Here is a 15262-nt window from a genome sequence, read left to right on the forward strand (position 1 = left end):
ACATAAGGGATTTCACCGAGCGAGTATGGCAAAATGTCCACGTTGACTTTTCTCCTTTTTTCTATAATATTTACTAAAATTAAGTATACATGATTCCTCACAAAAAGTGCACATGCACTCCCTAGCTGATGCTATAATAAAAGTGATTTTCTTAAAAAGGAGGCGGGCAATCATGCCTTATGTAACGGTAAAAATGCTTGAAGGCCGCACCGAAGCACAGAAAAAAGCGCTTGTCGAAAAGGTGACAGAAGCGGTCGCCGAAACGACAGGAGCGCCAAAAGAAAAAATCGTTGTGTTTATTGAAGAAATGTCAAAAAACCATTACGCTATCGGCGGCAAGCGTCTTAGCGACGAATAAACGTACATAGCGATTGGAGGAGGCCCTATGACCGGCTTCCTTATTTTTTTATTGCACATCCCATAAAAAACGAATAATATAATATATGTTTGATAAAATGTTCGTATTTTTGGAGGTGCCTATGTTTAAGCTATCGGAATATCGCACAAATATAAAAACAGAAATCATCGCTGGGCTCACGACATTTTTAACGATGGTCTATATCGTTGTTGTCAATCCGATCATTTTATCAGATGCCGGCGTACCATTTCAACAAGTATTTATGGCAACGATCATTGCCACTGTGGTCGGAACGCTATGGATGTCGCTTTTCGCTAATTATCCTATCGCGATCGCGCCAGGCATGGGCCTGAACGCCTATTTTACATATTCCGTTGTCGGATCGCATGGGAACATCTCCTACGAAGTCGCGTTTTCCTCTGTCTTTGTAGCAGGAATCTTGTTTGTTATCTTATCGCTAACGCCGTTACGCCACAAGCTCATTGAAGCGATTCCTGAAAGCTTAAAGCATGGCATTACGGCTGGAATCGGCCTATTTATTGCTTTTATTGGCTTGCGCTTAACAGGAATCATTAAGGCGCACCCACAAAATTTAGTGGCGCTGGGTGATTTACACGCCCCTTCTGCTTGGCTGACGCTTATTGGTTTAGCTGTTACCCTTATTTTAATGTCGCTTCGCGTCAACGGGGCGCTTTTCATTGGCATGATCATCACGGGTGCTGTCGCTTATTTTACGGGACAGCTCAAATTTGATCAGGGGATTGCTGCGATGCCTTCGCTTCCTAAAGGACTCATCATCGCCAACCCTTTCACTGCCATTGGCGATGTTGTGCAATATGGTTTATATGCGGTTGTTTTTTCCTTTTTGCTTGTGACGATTTTTGATACAACTGGCACAATGATCGGCGTAGCGCAGCAAGCTGGTTTAATGAAAGGAAAAACCATGCCGCGCGCTCGTCAAGCCCTGTTGGCTGATTCTGTCGCGACAACTGTCGGCGCCATCTTTGGTACCAGCCCAACATCCGCTTATATTGAATCATCTGCCGGAGTAGCAGCAGGCGGACGCACGGGATTGACAGCTTTGACGGTTGCCATTTTATTTGTCCTATCCGCCTTTTTTGCACCCCTAGTCAGCGCTGTCTCTGGAATTTCAGCCATTACGGCTCCTTCCCTTATTATCGTGGGCAGTTTAATGATGGGAAGCATTGCTCGCATTCAGTGGGATGAATTAGATGAGGCGTTCCCGGCGTTTCTCATTATCCTGAGTATGCCGCTCACATCGAGTATTGCCACAGGGATCGCGCTAGGCTTTATCTCGTATCCGCTGCTAAAGGTAACACGCGGGAAGTGGCGGGAGGTCCATCCGCTCGTCTATATTTTCGCCGTGCTGTTTTTCTACCAGCTCGCATTTTTGCCCCATTAAAAAGAAGCCCCTCAGCTCAGAGGGCTTCTCAAACCATTAACAAACGCTTTTATCCTGCGTCACGGACCCCGGTCGTCCGCTCATGACCATCTCTTGTTCCATTCGCGTCCTCACTCGGCTGCGTTCCTTGTCTGCCAAGCGTTTTCAAGCCAATCTGATGTAAAAAGGTGTAGGCAAAGTCCATGTTGACTTTGTCCACCATCTGTAAACCCTCAAACAGGAGCTTCTGTTTTATGACGCAATTGCTCAATATATCGATAAGCCTGCTCAATCTCTTCTTCTGTATAACGCTGCTTGCTCTTTACCAAAAACACTTTTTCTTTTACTGCATCCTTGCTGAAATTGTCAAAATAAAGGATGGTAGACACAAGCTCAAGAAATCGTGAATTTTGTTCATTCATATCTTGGAGGCATTCTGTTAAATGCGGCATATGAATATCATAATGCTTTAAAAAATCCGCTCCCGCTTCCGTCAGCGTATAGCGATATTGGAAATAGCCTCCTTTTTTCTCTTTTACTTCGTTTAAAAAACCGAGATTGCAAAGTTCTTCAATGCGCCATGTCAATTCCTCTGAATATGGCCCATAAAAATGAAAGTCAAACTTCTCATAAAAAGGGAAATTTAATTTCTTGGCAATATAAATCATCTTTTGGAGCTTTTTTCGCCCTACAATTTCCCCAGCCGCCGCAAATGCCTTTACAATCTTTGCGTGTTCTGTTAACACCCCTTGTCATCTCCTAACCCTCAAGTATTTCAAGAATCTTTTTCTTTGTCGTACGTTTTGTCGAAAAATCCTGCAGAAAATCGTCCGGAAAATACAATTTATGATCGGTTCTGCGCTTGCCAGAAATCGCATCCACAAGCACCGATTCCCTTGACAGCTCACGAAATTCCCCGTTTGGCATTAACAAATAGATCGGCAACCGTTCCCCTTCTTCCCCGGGACGGTAAAAGTCGTATGGAAGATCAGACGAGGAATCAACCACCAAATAATAGTCTGGATCAATCCCCGCCTTTTTAAATAAAGCGGTCAGCTCCATCAGCTTCTTCATTTGCTCATTGGTCGGACTAAATTCCACATATTTAAATAAACGGCGATGAACAAAGCGGCGGCATAAATCCCGCAAAATCTCATCTTTCTCATCCTGCCATTGTTGAAAGTAGTACAGAATCACCGCTTCATCCAGTTTAAGGTAATCATGCAGCATCACCTGCCCCGTAAAAAGAGAATAGAAGTGATGCGGATGCGTTCGGAACATATAGCCCTCTTCATGCAAAGTTTTCGCCCGATGCAAAATTTTCGTCAGTATCACTTCAGCACTGCGTGTTACGGGATGAAAATAGACCTGCCAATACATTTGATAGCGGCTCATAATGTAGTCTTCAACTGCATGCATACCGCTTCGCTTAATGACGACCTGATCTTCACGCGGGCGCATGACGCGCAAAATGCGTTCCATATCGAAGTTTCCATAGCTGACGCCTGTATAATAGGCATCGCGAAGCAAATAGTCCATGCGATCAGCGTCAATTTGGCTCGAAATTAAGCTGACGACAAGCTTATTTTGATACGTTTTGGCAATGACCTCTGCCACTTTCTGTGGAAAGTCATCCCCCATTCTTTTTAAAACCGCATGAACTTCCGTGTCTCCTAAAATAATCGCCTGTGTGAAATCTTCGTGATCGAGGTGGAATACTTTTTCAAATGAGTGTGAAAACGGACCGTGACCTAAATCATGCAATAACGCCGCACATAAACAAAGCAGCCGTTCACTATGATCCCAATGCTCCCTGCCGACAAACACATCATCAATAATGCGGCGGATAATTTCATAGACGCCAAGCGAGTGGTTAAAACGGCTGTGCTCCGCACCATGAAACGTTAAGTAAGTGGTGCCTAGCTGCTTAATGCGGCGCAATCGTTGAAATTCTTTTGTTCCTATTAAATCCCATATAATCTTATCGCGAACATGTATGTAACGATGAACAGGGTCTTTGAAGACTTTCTCTTCACTTAATTGACCGCCGGGATATGACATATAATCCCCTCTTCCATTCATAGCATGAATCTATTATAAGGTGTTTTCTCATGCAAAAAAATACTTGATTTTTTATGATTAATATTTCCTAAAAATAGAAACAAAAAATCACCTTTCATAAAAATGAAGGCGATTTTTTAAGCTTTTTTGAGCTTTTGCATAATTTTTTCGATTAATTCATCTTCATTTGCGGCAGAGATCGGACGATTATTGACAAAAGCGAACGATTTTTTGCGGCCAGGCCCACAATACGACTGGCAGCCGATTTGAATCGTTGCATTTGGATCCAATTTTTTCAGCCGAGGCAGCAACGTTTTTAAATTAGTGGCTTGACAATCATCGCACACCCGAAACTCGTTGGCCATTTTGAACGTCATCCTTTCCAACGTTTTTGCGCTAACGAGTATTCTACCTCTTCTTCGTCCACAATGCAAGCTATATAACTGTAAATTGATTTTCCAATCAACTCCATCGACCAAAAATGAACAACAACAATCCTGTTGTTCAGCTATTTCCACCGGCGATATCGACTTGGCTCGAAAAACCGCCATAAAAGAGTAACCAGCTTTCCTCCAAAAAAATAGAATGCTGCTTTTGAATCGGTGATATGTCCTACCTTCCTTATCACCTCTATTCTATAAGGAGAGCGATGGGCTTCTGTCGATATAGAGATCACCTTCAGGCGGCATTGAGCTTGTATCTTTCTTGTAAAACTTGCAATTTTTTATTCACAAAAACTCAAAAAATTGTATAGACTTTCTTATTTTTGTCTATGCTACTACTAACCAACAGCCCAGCCTGACATGACGCCAATCCATCTAGCTGCCCGCAGCTGGCAGCCCGTCCAGATACGGATCATGGATGCTTCATATAGCTTGCTTTCCTACTAAAAGCAAAGCTGTCTTTTTTCATAAAGCGATCATAATTAAGAAAGGAAGTTGAGAAATTATGAAACAACGACAAGATGCATGGACAGAAGAAGATGATTTGCTGCTTGCGGAAACCGTATTGCGCCATGTGCGCGAAGGAAGCACGCAGCTCAATGCTTTTGAGGAAGTAGGAGACAAACTTAACCGCACATCTGCCGCTTGCGGATTCCGCTGGAACGCAGTCGTTCGCAGCCGCTACGAAACAGCGTTGCAGCTGGCGAAAAAACAAAGAAAAGAGCGACAGCGGCTACTTGGCAAAAATCAAGCTGTTCGCAAAAAATTGTTGTATACACCACCCGTTCCTGCTCTTGAAGAATTGGGAGAAATAACAGAAATCACCCATTCTCCTGAGCAAACAACGATGACACTTGATCATGTCATTGCCTTTTTGCAATCATTCCAATCGACTAGCGTCAATGCCGAGGCGCTTAAAAGTGAAAATGAACGGCTGCGGCAAGAAAAAGAAGAGCTGGCAGCTAAAAATGACGAATTAGAAACGAAAATTGCGAAACTAGAAGAAGAATCTTCTACCATTCGTGAAGAATACGAAACGATGCTACGCATTATGAACCGCGCTCGAAAAATTACTTTGCAAGAAGAAGAGGAGCGGCAAATGCTAAAATTCAAAATGGACAAAAACGGCAATTTAGAAAAAATCGCCGAATAATGACAAAGGTGACCCCAATAAGGAGAAAGCATTCCTTCGAGGGTCACCTTTTATTTACTATACTCAGATTGAAAATCGCCATCAATGAAAAGTGAAAAGGCTTCAATGGACAAAAAATAGTGAAAAATGGTTAAATTATATAGATACCGCTCGATTCATTCATATTTTTCATTTGCAAATAAGCCAATTTCGATGGTGGTACGGCCAAAAAAATAGAACAATACATATTTGAATCGGATATAAGTGGAATCTTTTCGTTATCTCTATATGACCATGGCTTTATGCCTCTGATGTTTCTACTATTTTGATGATCGTGACGCTGTCCAATCCGTTCTCAGAGCACCGCTCTTTTATTGCGACAGCGTTTTTTCATTCCGTTCGATCATCCGCTGCAAATGATGTTCATATAGCGGCCATTCCTCTTGCGTTAAGACAGAAGAATATAGCTCTGCTCCAAACGAGCGCAACGTTTGCAGCAAACGAAGCATCACATCTGAAATCGTCAGCGGCACATGCAGCAGTTCAGACAATGATGCCATCGTTTCCGGAACAATGCGCGGATACATAAATTTTGTTGGCGCTCCCTGCAAACTGCGCTCATAAAATTGGCGAATGAGCTCCGCGCGAGCTGAACCGCTTCCATGAACGCATATATATATTTGCACAGCCACTCCCCCGCGCACGCGCCGCTGCGAAATACCGGCAAATTTTTTGCCGTTAATGCTTAAATCGTAGCTGCCTGGGCAATAAGAGCCTTCGATTTCTTTCGCTTCGATGATCGCTCCATAGGAAGTAAACATTTGCTGAATCAGCGCCCACATCGCTTCATAGCCTTGATTAATATCAATCGCTTTTTTCGTTTCTGAGAAAATCAGCGAAATATTCAGCACACCTTCGTCTAGCACAACGGCAAGCCCTCCTGAATTGCGAACCATTACGCGGTAGCCTTGCTTCTGCAAAAAAGAAATCCCTTCACGCAAATACGGGAGTTTCGTATCTTGAATGCCCAATACAATCGTATCATGATGCACCCATGTACGGACAACCGCTTCTGATACCCCTTGTCCCACCATTGTACAGAGCGTATCATCAATCGCAAATGATTGCTTTGCATCAAAGATTGGACCTAAATGTGATTGGTCAATAATTCGCCATCTCGGCTGCTGTAACAGCTCATTTGCCATGAATCAATCTCCTTGCTGCCATAGTTTACATTCATTATATCATAAAAAAGAGGTTTGACGACGCCGTCAAACCTCTCTGCTCTTATTGAAGCGCTTGAGCAGCGGTAATCAGAGCAAGCTTATACACATCTTCCGCGTTGCAGCCGCGCGATAAATCATTCACAGGCTTATTCAAGCCCTGTAAAATGGGACCAACTGCTTCAAAATGGCCCAGGCGCTGAGCAATTTTATAACCGATATTTCCTGCTTCTAAGCTTGGGAAAATAAAGACATTAGCATCGCCTTGAATCACGGAATCAGGCGCTTTCTTTTTCGCGACAGACGGCACAAACGCCGCATCAAATTGAAACTCGCCATCAATAGTCAGCTGCGGCGCCATTTCCTTAGCAAGACGAACAGCCTCCACCACTTTTTCTGTTTCTGGTGATTGAGCCGATCCTTTTGTTGAAAAGCTTAGCATCGCAATACGCGGTTCAATATCAAACATGCGCGCCGTATGAGCGCTCTCAACCGCAATTTCCGCTAGATCCTGGCTGTCTGGAGCAATATTAATCGCACAATCCGCAAATACATACTTTGCCTCATCGCGCACCATAATAAACACGCCTGATGTTTTACGAATGCCTGGTTTTGTTTTAATAATTTGCAAGGCTGGTCTCACTGTATCAGCCGTCGAGTGCGCCGCACCACTAACTAAGCCGTGCGCCTGATTAGTATATACAAGCATCGTTCCAAAGTAATTTTCATCTAACAAAATACGGCGAGCATCTTCTTCAGACACTTTGCCTTTTCGGCGCTCAACAAATGCTTGAACAAGCTCATCCATTTTTTCATATGTTTCCGGGTCTATTATCTCTATATGTGCAAGCTCAACTCCGATTTCAGCTGCTTGATTTTGAATGGCCGCCTTGTTACCGATTAATATGGGACGCAGCACCTGTTCACGTGCTAAGCGGCTGACAGCGGTCAAAATCCGCTCATCTGTTCCTTCTGGAAATACAATCGATATATTTTTTCCTGTTACTTTTTGTTTTAAAATAGAAAATAAATCACTCACACATAATCCTCCTCAATTCAATAAACTTCCTTATCTACTAGCATACTCTTATTGTATGGAAAAGCAACCAAGGTAACCCCTTACAAACAATAGTCTTTTTATTAAAATAATTCAGGCATGGACAAGACCATTTGTTTTTCGAGCGTTTCCGGGACAAACTATGGTATAGTAGTAACAAAAGATCATTTATACATAAGGAGTGGAAAATGATGAGTGAAGCAGCACAAACGCTTGAGGGCTGGTATTGTCTCCATGATTTCCGTTCAGTGGATTGGTCCGCTTGGAAAACGCTCACAGATGATGAGCGGCAGGAAGCCATCTATGAATTTTTATCATTAGCAGAAAAATGGCAGCAAACAGAAAACAATAACGAAGGCAGCCATGCCATTTATACAGTAGTCGGCCAAAAAGCCGATATCATGTTCATGATTTTGCGTCCGACAATGGAAGAGCTAAATGAAATTGAAACAGCATTCAACAAAACAAAGCTAGCAGAATATCTTGTACCGGCTTATTCGTATGTATCCGTCGTTGAACTAAGCAATTATTTGCCTTCTAATGGAGGGGATCCTTACGAAAATCCAGAGGTTCGCCGCCGTTTGTTCCCAATTTTGCCAAAGACCAAACATATTTGCTTCTATCCAATGGACAAGCGCCGCCAAGGAAACGACAACTGGTATATGCTTCCGATGGAAGAGCGCCGCAACCTGATGCGAGCACACGGAATGACAGGGCGCAAGTATGCCGGCAAGGTCGTGCAAATCATTACAGGCTCTGTCGGATTTGATGATTACGAGTGGGGCGTTACCTTGTTCTCAGATGATGCATTGCAATTTAAAAAGCTAGTCTATGAAATGCGCTTTGATGAGGTCAGCGCTCGCTATGGAGATTTCGGCTCCTTCTTTGTTGGAAATCAACTTCCGCAAGATAAAATCTCCTCCTTTTTTCATGTATAGTACAAACTAAGGCCCATCATGGACTTGCCTTTGTCGCGCCACAGGGCGTGGCATGCCAAGTTCCGGCTTGATGCATTCGGGATGTCAAAATAAACAGACATCCCGAATTTTTTTGTCATATCATCTCCTCCTTGCCCATAACTATAAAAATAAAAATGTCTCCTTTCATTGTCACCATTTTCTCCTTTTACAATAGCCTATTATTGTCGAGAACAAAGACAGAATGAGGTGACAATATTGGCTGTTGTAGCTACCAATACAGAGGATGTTAAACTGCTGGCAAGACTGATGCGGGCAGAAGCAGAAGGAGAAGGACGGCTCGGAATGTTGATGGTTGGCAACGTCGGTGTCAATCGGGTAATCGCCGATTGTCTTGATTTTCGAGGGTTGCGCACAATCCGGCAAATGGTCTTTCAAAGACCTGGCGGCTTTGAAGCCACACAAAAAGGATACTTTTACCAAGCAGCGAGAGATCTCGATATTCAGCTAGCCCGCCAAGTGATTCGCGGCTGGCGTTATCATCCAGCTACGAATTCACTTTGGTTTTTCAAACCGGAAGGCGACTGCCCACCGCAATGGTTTAATCAGCAAAACGTCGGCCGTTATAAATCACATTGCTTCTTTGCACCAACGCGAAGCAATTGTCCGCGAGTATATTAATCTACTTTTCATAGGAGGGTCTTGAGATGACGTATGAAGAAGATCGGCAACAAAGCCAAGGTTATGCATCATATCCTTATGGATATGCTTATCCGCAAGGCTATTATCCAACCACTTATCCATACTCTCAACAAGCTGTACCATATCAACCGGCTGCCGCGCCAATGGCTGGATTTGGAATGCAGACCCCTTCGTTCGCAGCCCAAACTCCCACAACTGCCAGCCAGCCGGTAGCCGGGATGCTGCCGCTCGAAGAGTCTTATATTGAAAATATTTTACGTTTAAACAAAGGGAAAATGGCTACCGTTTATATGACCTTTGAAAACAATCGGGAATGGAACGCCAAAGTTTTTCGGGGCACGATCGAAGCAGCTGGACGAGATCATTTAATTTTAAGTGATCCGCAAAATGGAAAGCGCTATTTGCTTCCGATGATTTACCTTAATTATGTGACTTTTGATGAAGAGATTGCCTATGAATATCCATACGCAGGCAGTGCCGCTGGATTAAGCTCCTACTCTCCTCGATGATAAGGCAAAAGGGCTGCCAAACGCAGCCCTTTTCAGATTGTTGACAAACGCCTTCATTAAAACCATCATAAGTGGAGAGCCCCTAAAATGGTTGTAGACAAAATCCAAAAGGACTTTGTCTACAACCTGTTTTTTTCAATATTTTACGGCCGCGTAAGCGATCAGCGCCCACGCAATTAAAAAGGCCACTCCCCCAAATGGCGTAATCGCCCCAAGCGGTTTGATTTGTGTTAAACTTAACACATACAAACTTCCCGAAAACAAGACAATACCTGTGAACATAAGCCAGCCCGCTGCTTGAAGCGATCCTGCGTTGGGCCATTTGGCCAATAAAAGCGCGACAACAAAAAGACCAGCAGCATGGAACATCTGATAATGCACAGCCGTTTTCCAGATTTCTAAATAACGTTCAGGAATTTTTCCTTCTAGTCCATGTGCACCAAATGCTCCCAAAGCGACAGCTAAAAATCCATTGATAGCTCCCAGCAAGACAAATAGCTTCATCCTTTTTCTTCCCCTCGTTGATATAAGTTCCACTCTTATCATATCGCATTCACCATCAAAAGAAAAACCCTCCCCCTACATTCCGTTAAGAGGCGGGGATTCCTGGATGAATGATGTTAAAAATCGAGCAAAGATGGCCCATTCGCATCATCCCCGATGTCCATCCGCTCTGTTTTTGTTTCTAATACTAGCGGTTCAAATGAAGAAGCCGCAACATGCGCCGCTTGAAGCTCTCCTTCTAAAATCAGATCACAAAGAACTCGAAGGGCGGCAATATGTTCGCGAAGCTGCTGTTCATTTTGTATCGACCGAGCTTTTTGAAGCTGTTCCGACATTTTCGTTAAAATCGTTGTTACTGAAACATCCAAAACGTTTTCACTCCCATCTTTCTTCTCATGTTGATTCAATGGTATTCTATATATAAAAACATTTCAAGCTAAGATAGTTTGAGAGGAGTGAAATCTGTGAAAAAAACATGGTGGAAAGAAGCGGTCGTATATCAAGTTTACTGGCGAAGCTTTTACGATTCCGACGGCGATGGTTACGGCGATCTGCAAGGTTTAATGGAAAAGCTGGACTATATTCAGCATCTCGGCGTTAATGTGATTTGGCTTAACCCATGCTACCAATCACCAGATAAAGATAACGGCTACGATATTTCCGACTATTATCAAATCATGGATAAAGCCGGAAACATGAAGACATGGGAAACCTTGCTCCATGAAGTACATAAGCGCGACATGAAGCTCATTATGGATCTTGTCGTTAACCATACATCCGACCAACACCCTTGGTTTTTAGAATCCCGTTCATCCAAAGACAATCCAAAGCGCGACTGGTACATTTGGCGCGACAAGCCAAATAACTGGCGGTCTTATTTCACTCCATCCGCTTGGGAATTTGATGAAACAACAGGACAGTACTATTTTCATTCCTTTGCGATTGAACAGCCAGATTTAAATTGGAAAAACCCTGAAGTGCGTGAAGCCATCTATGAAATGATGCGATTTTGGCTTGATAAAGGCATTGATGGATTTCGCTTAGATGCCATTGCTCTTCTCGCTAAACCGGATGGATTTCCTGATGCCGCCAACCCAAATGATATTCGTTATTTGACCAATCATCTGGGGCTGCACGATTACCTAAAGGAAATGAACGAAAAAGTGTTTCGTCATTACGACATTTTTACCGTTGGCGAAGTCGCCTTTGTCACTCCGGAAGAGGGGTTAAAATATGTAGCAGAAGATCGGCAAGAATTGCATACGCTGTTCCATTTTGAAGTATGCGATGAAATGCCAAGCTGGGATCCGCTCCGCTTTAAACAAATTCAAAAACGCTGGTACGAAGCATTATGGGGAAAAGGCTGGAACTCGCAATTTTTAAACAACCATGATCATACGCGACAGGTGACGCGCTATGGAAATGATCAGGAGTATCGCATGGAATCGGCAAAATTGCTTGCCACCATGCTCCATACACTGCCGGGAATTCCATACATATATCAAGGAGAAGAAATCGGCATGACGGGCGTCCGCTTCCCATCGATTGAAGACTATAACGACATTGCGATGAAAAATAAATATGCGGAAGAAGTCGCGAAAGGACGCGACCCGCAGGAGGTGCTTGAAAGCTTGCAGCCGTTAAGCCGCGACAATTCGCGGACACCTATGCAATGGGAGGACAGCGAACAGGCAGGCTTTACGACAGGGACGCCATGGATCAAAATCAATCCTAACTATAAAACTATTAACGTCAAACAAGACCTTGCCGATCCAAATTCAGTCTATCATTATTATCGAAAGCTCATTCAACTGCGAAAAGAGCGCCTTGAAATGGTATACGGCACCTTCTGCGACTACACCGAAAACGAGCCGTATATTTATGCTTACACGCGCGAATGGGAAGGACAGCGTCTTCTCGTCGTGCTTAACCATTGTGACCACGCCAACCATTACGAGCTGCCGAAAGCTTTAACCGCTACAAACCGCCAGCTCTTGCTCACCAATTATCAGGACGTGCAAGAGACGGGGAATACCTTGCACATGCGTCCTCATGAGGCGCGGATTTACGAATTAGAATAAAGCGAAAGCACGTCATCCCAAGTTGTAGACAAAGTCCATTTGGATTTTGTCTACAGCTTGGGATTTTCCCCTATCAGACTGGCTTGAAAACGGATGATCCTGAGTCTGGCAAATAACGGACAGCTCTATCCCATATTTTCAATTTGCCAATCAATTGGTTCTCTCCCTGTTTTTTTCAAAAAGGCATTGGTTTTGGAAAACGGACGGCTGCCAAAAAAGCCGCGTGCGGCAGAAAATGGACTCGGGTGCGGCGCTTCAATCATATAATGGGCAGGGTTCGTAATCAGCTCTTTTTTCGCTTGGGCATGACGTCCCCACAAAATAAAAACCACCGGTTCTTGTTTGCTGTTCACGAGCTCAATGACACGGTCTGTAAAGATCTCCCATCCCTTACCTTTATGAGAATTCGCTTCTCCACGGCGAACGGTTAATACCGTATTCAATAAAAGAACCCCTTGCTGAGCCCATTTGACTAAATAACCGTTGTTTGGAATATAGCAGCCAAGATCATCCTGCAATTCCTTAAAGATGTTTAATAAAGAAGGCGGCAGCGGAACGCCCGGCTTCACTGAAAAACTGAGTCCATGCGCCTGATTGGGGCCATGATACGGGTCTTGTCCCAAAATGACGACTTTGACTTGCTTATAAGGCGTATAATGAAGGGCATTGAAAATATCGTACATATCCGGATAAATCGTTCTCGTCTGATATTCCGCTTTCAAAAATTCCCGCAGTTTGATATAATACGGCTTTTGAAATTCTTCTTCTAACAAAGGAGCCCAATCATTCTTTAAAATGGCCATCGTCACAACCCTTTCTTCATTCTTTTACCATTAATGTATCACAATCAGACCTCTTGTATAAACTGTTCTATCGTTGTGCGGTATTAAAGTAACCTCACAATGAATCGACCCCTGTCAAGTAGACAGGGGTCTCCGTCCTATGAAAAATGCTTGCGTCAATGGAAGGATGGAACACTTCGCATCGACAAGCAAGCAGTTCGTGAGGCGAAAAAGTACGTTTGCCTAGTGACTGTCGAGCTCGGGCATCAGCATGTCCGAGTTTGACAGATTGCTTACAGTCAGCCTAAGTTTCGTTACACCGGAACAAGACATTACATATTATGTGTTTGGTTAAGTGCTTGGTTCATTTTACGATTAAGAAGAACAAAGACAGAGAAAAGGGAAATAATGGACAATAGAATAAAAGCAAACTCAACAGAAAATTTGTCTACCAAATACGATATTGGAAGAGAGAATAGTCCAGAAAAAGCAATTAATGAACTATATACTCCCATCACTCGACCTAGGTATTCGTCACTAGTGTAATATTGGAGTTGGGAAATGATAATCAGAGAACAAAATTGTGTGAATAGTGAACGAACAAATATGATGACGACAGAAACTAAATAGAACTTTATAAATGGAATGAAAGTAGTACATATAGAAATTACAAGAAACCCAAATAGTAGAAGTTGTTTCGACTTTTGCTGGAAGCTCCTATCGTACTTTCCAAATATAATGGCGCTAACCAAAAGACCTAAACCTATGGAGGAATTCAATAATCCCAATATTTCTGTATTGCTAGAATTTAATGTATCTACATATGCGGGAAGCAAAAAATCAATTTTCGAAATTAATGCACTCAAAAATCCAAGAATGATCATCATAAAGATTGCTTTATTGCTTATGAATATACTGCGTGAATTTTTTAAATCATCCAAAAATTTACTTTCAATATGGATAGTAGTACTTTCCTTGGGAACGTTCATTTTCCACACACAGAGTATAATAACAATAAAAGTAAAGGCATTAAAGAAGAAGGTAAACTTAAATCCCAACATACTAGTAATAAAACTCCCAACTATAGGCCCTAAAAATAATGCAATCTGAAAAGTAGCTCCATATAGAGCATTTGCATTACCTATAAATTCCTTTGGCACCATCTTAGGAACTAAAGATCTCCTAGCTGGTATATCAAGTGCAACGAATATTCCATAAAGGAAATTCAGGACTAATAGCAATCCTATACTCATTTTATCTAAAAATATGAACGTAGCTATAATAAGTGTCAATACAGCCATACTTGTTTGGGTAAACAATAACAATCTCTTTCTGTTTATTCGATCTGCTAAAGTTCCACCAATAATCATAAAAAGCGTATTAGGAATTAATTGCATAGTAGTTAAAAGTCCTACATCTAACGGAGACTTATTTAAACTATAAATATACCATTGTTCTACAAACATTTGTGACCAAGTTCCAATATTGGAAATAAACAATCCTAACCATAATAAAAAGAAATTTTTATACCGCAATGACTTGAAAATAGAAATTTGATAGATTTTTCTTCTCATCATTTCCCCCTAAATTATGAATTATTTATTCCCGTGGTGCTGGATAAAATCAGACAAGCGTAAAAAATAGCCCTTGCATGAGGATCTCCTTCAAATGAAAGTGCAACCAAACAGCAAAAGGAGCAGTTCCCATAGAAGAGCCCTTTCATTTTACAACGGATATATTCCCATTAAAGAAAGGAAAAGTTTTTTATACGAATTTTTTCAATACTCAGGATGGCCTTCTCCCTGCTTTATACCATTAATATTACCTTTTATGTAAAATTTACCGTAAAATAAATTTGACATTCAAGAATTTTTATTAATATTTCTATTTTTTAAAACATTAGAAATGCCCCGACAGCATCGCCGAGATCGCTTTATTCCATTTTTTAACAATGTATGTGTAAGCGAAAGATTGGTGGATAGAGTGTAGGAGTGATCCCCGACGAGGATTGCGAGCTTTTATTCGCACCGCTTGTCGGAGCCACCAAACGAAGCGCAGGAAGGTGAAAAAGCAAATGACCGGCAAAAAGGA

At 42.4% G+C, this 15262-nt stretch carries 17 protein-coding genes; 7 read left to right on the plus strand and 10 right to left on the minus strand.

Features of this window, described 5'->3' with window-relative positions; all coding sequences use genetic code 11:
• Positions 1-106: 106 nt before the first annotated feature.
• Together AT864_RS15985 and AT864_RS15990 are read left to right on the plus strand one after the other, a co-directional pair.
• A complete protein-coding gene (locus tag AT864_RS15985; protein WP_255357518.1) occupies positions 107-358 on the plus strand; it encodes a 2-hydroxymuconate tautomerase in 252 nt (83 codons plus the stop codon).
• A 121-nt stretch (positions 359-479) separates the two neighbouring features.
• On the plus strand, positions 480-1781 hold the full coding sequence (locus AT864_RS15990; protein ID WP_066150685.1) for an NCS2 family permease: 1302 nt from the start codon (positions 480-482) through the stop codon (positions 1779-1781).
• Positions 1782-1830: 49 nt separating this feature from the next.
• Here AT864_RS15990 and AT864_RS18030 read toward each other — a convergent pair whose 3' ends face one another.
• The 4 genes from AT864_RS18030 to AT864_RS16005 all read right to left on the minus strand — a co-directional run bounded on the left by AT864_RS18030 (position 1831) and on the right by AT864_RS16005 (position 4186).
• Positions 1831-1983 carry a hypothetical protein gene (locus tag AT864_RS18030; protein ID WP_156450557.1) on the minus strand — a complete coding sequence of 51 codons (153 nt, stop codon included), beginning with the start codon at positions 1981-1983 and terminating at the stop codon, positions 1831-1833.
• Positions 1984-1993: 10 nt separating this feature from the next.
• Positions 1994-2506 (minus strand): YwgA family protein, encoded by a 513-nt coding sequence (locus tag AT864_RS15995; protein WP_044741503.1) that lies wholly within the window; start codon positions 2504-2506, stop codon positions 1994-1996.
• Between the two features lie 13 nt (positions 2507-2519).
• A complete protein-coding gene (locus AT864_RS16000; RefSeq protein ID WP_066150687.1) occupies positions 2520-3821 on the minus strand; it encodes an HD domain-containing protein in 1302 nt (433 codons plus the stop codon).
• Positions 3822-3958: 137 nt separating this feature from the next.
• Positions 3959-4186 (minus strand): DUF1450 domain-containing protein, encoded by a 228-nt coding sequence (locus AT864_RS16005; RefSeq protein ID WP_044741501.1) that lies wholly within the window; start codon positions 4184-4186, stop codon positions 3959-3961.
• 583 nt (positions 4187-4769) lie between these two features.
• Between AT864_RS16005 and AT864_RS16010 the strand changes: the two genes are divergently transcribed.
• Positions 4770-5417 carry an RsfA family transcriptional regulator gene (locus AT864_RS16010; RefSeq protein WP_044741500.1) on the plus strand — a complete coding sequence of 216 codons (648 nt, stop codon included), beginning with the start codon at positions 4770-4772 and terminating at the stop codon, positions 5415-5417.
• Positions 5418-5767: 350 nt separating this feature from the next.
• On the opposite strand, the gene AT864_RS16015 is transcribed toward AT864_RS16010, so the two are convergent.
• Both AT864_RS16015 and pta read right to left on the minus strand, forming a co-directional pair.
• Positions 5768-6601, minus strand: coding sequence for a biotin/lipoate A/B protein ligase family protein (locus AT864_RS16015; RefSeq protein WP_066150690.1), 834 nt, complete (start codon positions 6599-6601; stop codon positions 5768-5770).
• An 82-nt stretch (positions 6602-6683) separates the two neighbouring features.
• Positions 6684-7658: a phosphate acetyltransferase gene (pta, locus tag AT864_RS16020; protein WP_066150693.1), complete on the minus strand. Its 975-nt coding sequence runs from the start codon at positions 7656-7658 to the stop codon at positions 6684-6686.
• Positions 7659-7867: 209 nt separating this feature from the next.
• Here pta and hemQ point away from each other — a divergent pair, with 209 nt between their 5' ends.
• The 3 genes from hemQ (at position 7868) to gerQ (ending at position 9804) form a co-directional block, all read left to right on the plus strand.
• Complete coding sequence (gene hemQ, locus AT864_RS16025) at positions 7868-8614, plus strand: hydrogen peroxide-dependent heme synthase (protein WP_066150696.1); 747 nt, start codon at positions 7868-7870, stop codon at positions 8612-8614.
• A 237-nt stretch (positions 8615-8851) separates the two neighbouring features.
• Complete coding sequence (locus AT864_RS16030; RefSeq protein WP_044741496.1) at positions 8852-9274, plus strand: cell wall hydrolase; 423 nt, start codon at positions 8852-8854, stop codon at positions 9272-9274.
• Between the two features lie 26 nt (positions 9275-9300).
• Entirely contained in the window at positions 9301-9804 is a 504-nt protein-coding gene (gene gerQ, locus AT864_RS16035) for a spore coat protein GerQ (RefSeq protein WP_066150698.1), read from the plus strand.
• 135 nt (positions 9805-9939) lie between these two features.
• Here gerQ and AT864_RS16040 read toward each other — a convergent pair whose 3' ends face one another.
• Together AT864_RS16040 and AT864_RS16045 are read right to left on the minus strand one after the other, a co-directional pair.
• Positions 9940-10308 carry a DUF423 domain-containing protein gene (locus tag AT864_RS16040; RefSeq protein WP_066150701.1) on the minus strand — a complete coding sequence of 123 codons (369 nt, stop codon included), beginning with the start codon at positions 10306-10308 and terminating at the stop codon, positions 9940-9942.
• Between the two features lie 116 nt (positions 10309-10424).
• Positions 10425-10676 (minus strand): YwdI family protein, encoded by a 252-nt coding sequence (locus tag AT864_RS16045; protein ID WP_197431031.1) that lies wholly within the window; start codon positions 10674-10676, stop codon positions 10425-10427.
• Positions 10677-10772: 96 nt separating this feature from the next.
• On the opposite strand from AT864_RS16045, the gene AT864_RS16050 reads away from it, so the two are divergent.
• Complete coding sequence (locus tag AT864_RS16050) at positions 10773-12389, plus strand: alpha-glucosidase (protein WP_066150704.1); 1617 nt, start codon at positions 10773-10775, stop codon at positions 12387-12389.
• Between the two features lie 125 nt (positions 12390-12514).
• On the opposite strand, the gene AT864_RS16055 is transcribed toward AT864_RS16050, so the two are convergent.
• Together AT864_RS16055 and AT864_RS16060 are read right to left on the minus strand one after the other, a co-directional pair.
• Positions 12515-13192 (minus strand): uracil-DNA glycosylase, encoded by a 678-nt coding sequence (locus AT864_RS16055; RefSeq protein ID WP_066150707.1) that lies wholly within the window; start codon positions 13190-13192, stop codon positions 12515-12517.
• Positions 13193-13503: 311 nt separating this feature from the next.
• Positions 13504-14745 (minus strand): MFS transporter, encoded by a 1242-nt coding sequence (locus tag AT864_RS16060; protein WP_066150710.1) that lies wholly within the window; start codon positions 14743-14745, stop codon positions 13504-13506.
• Positions 14746-15262 lie beyond the last annotated feature (517 nt).

Origin of the sequence: Anoxybacillus sp. P3H1B (assembly GCF_001560855.1) — a bacterium.
Taxonomy (GTDB): Bacteria; Bacillota; Bacilli; order Bacillales; family Anoxybacillaceae; genus Anoxybacteroides; species Anoxybacteroides rupiense.

What these genes read in the sequence shown, in the direction of transcription:
- AT864_RS16015 (WP_066150690.1), bottom strand. Translation starts at nt 6,601, where the DNA reads ATGGCAAATGAGCTGTTACAGCAGCCGAGATGGCGAATTATTGACCAA.
- gerQ (WP_066150698.1), top strand. Translation starts at nt 9,301, where the DNA reads ATGACGTATGAAGAAGATCGGCAACAAAGCCAAGGTTATGCATCATAT.
- AT864_RS16055 (WP_066150707.1), bottom strand. Translation starts at nt 13,192, where the DNA reads ATGGCCATTTTAAAGAATGATTGGGCTCCTTTGTTAGAAGAAGAATTT.
- hemQ (WP_066150696.1), top strand. Translation starts at nt 7,868, where the DNA reads ATGAGTGAAGCAGCACAAACGCTTGAGGGCTGGTATTGTCTCCATGAT.
- AT864_RS16040 (WP_066150701.1), bottom strand. Translation starts at nt 10,308, where the DNA reads ATGAAGCTATTTGTCTTGCTGGGAGCTATCAATGGATTTTTAGCTGTC.
- AT864_RS16000 (WP_066150687.1), bottom strand. Translation starts at nt 3,821, where the DNA reads ATGTCATATCCCGGCGGTCAATTAAGTGAAGAGAAAGTCTTCAAAGAC.
- AT864_RS15990 (WP_066150685.1), top strand. Translation starts at nt 480, where the DNA reads ATGTTTAAGCTATCGGAATATCGCACAAATATAAAAACAGAAATCATC.
- AT864_RS16010 (WP_044741500.1), top strand. Translation starts at nt 4,770, where the DNA reads ATGAAACAACGACAAGATGCATGGACAGAAGAAGATGATTTGCTGCTT.
- AT864_RS16005 (WP_044741501.1), bottom strand. Translation starts at nt 4,186, where the DNA reads ATGGCCAACGAGTTTCGGGTGTGCGATGATTGTCAAGCCACTAATTTA.
- AT864_RS16060 (WP_066150710.1), bottom strand. Translation starts at nt 14,745, where the DNA reads ATGAGAAGAAAAATCTATCAAATTTCTATTTTCAAGTCATTGCGGTAT.
- AT864_RS18030 (WP_156450557.1), bottom strand. Translation starts at nt 1,983, where the DNA reads ATGGTGGACAAAGTCAACATGGACTTTGCCTACACCTTTTTACATCAG.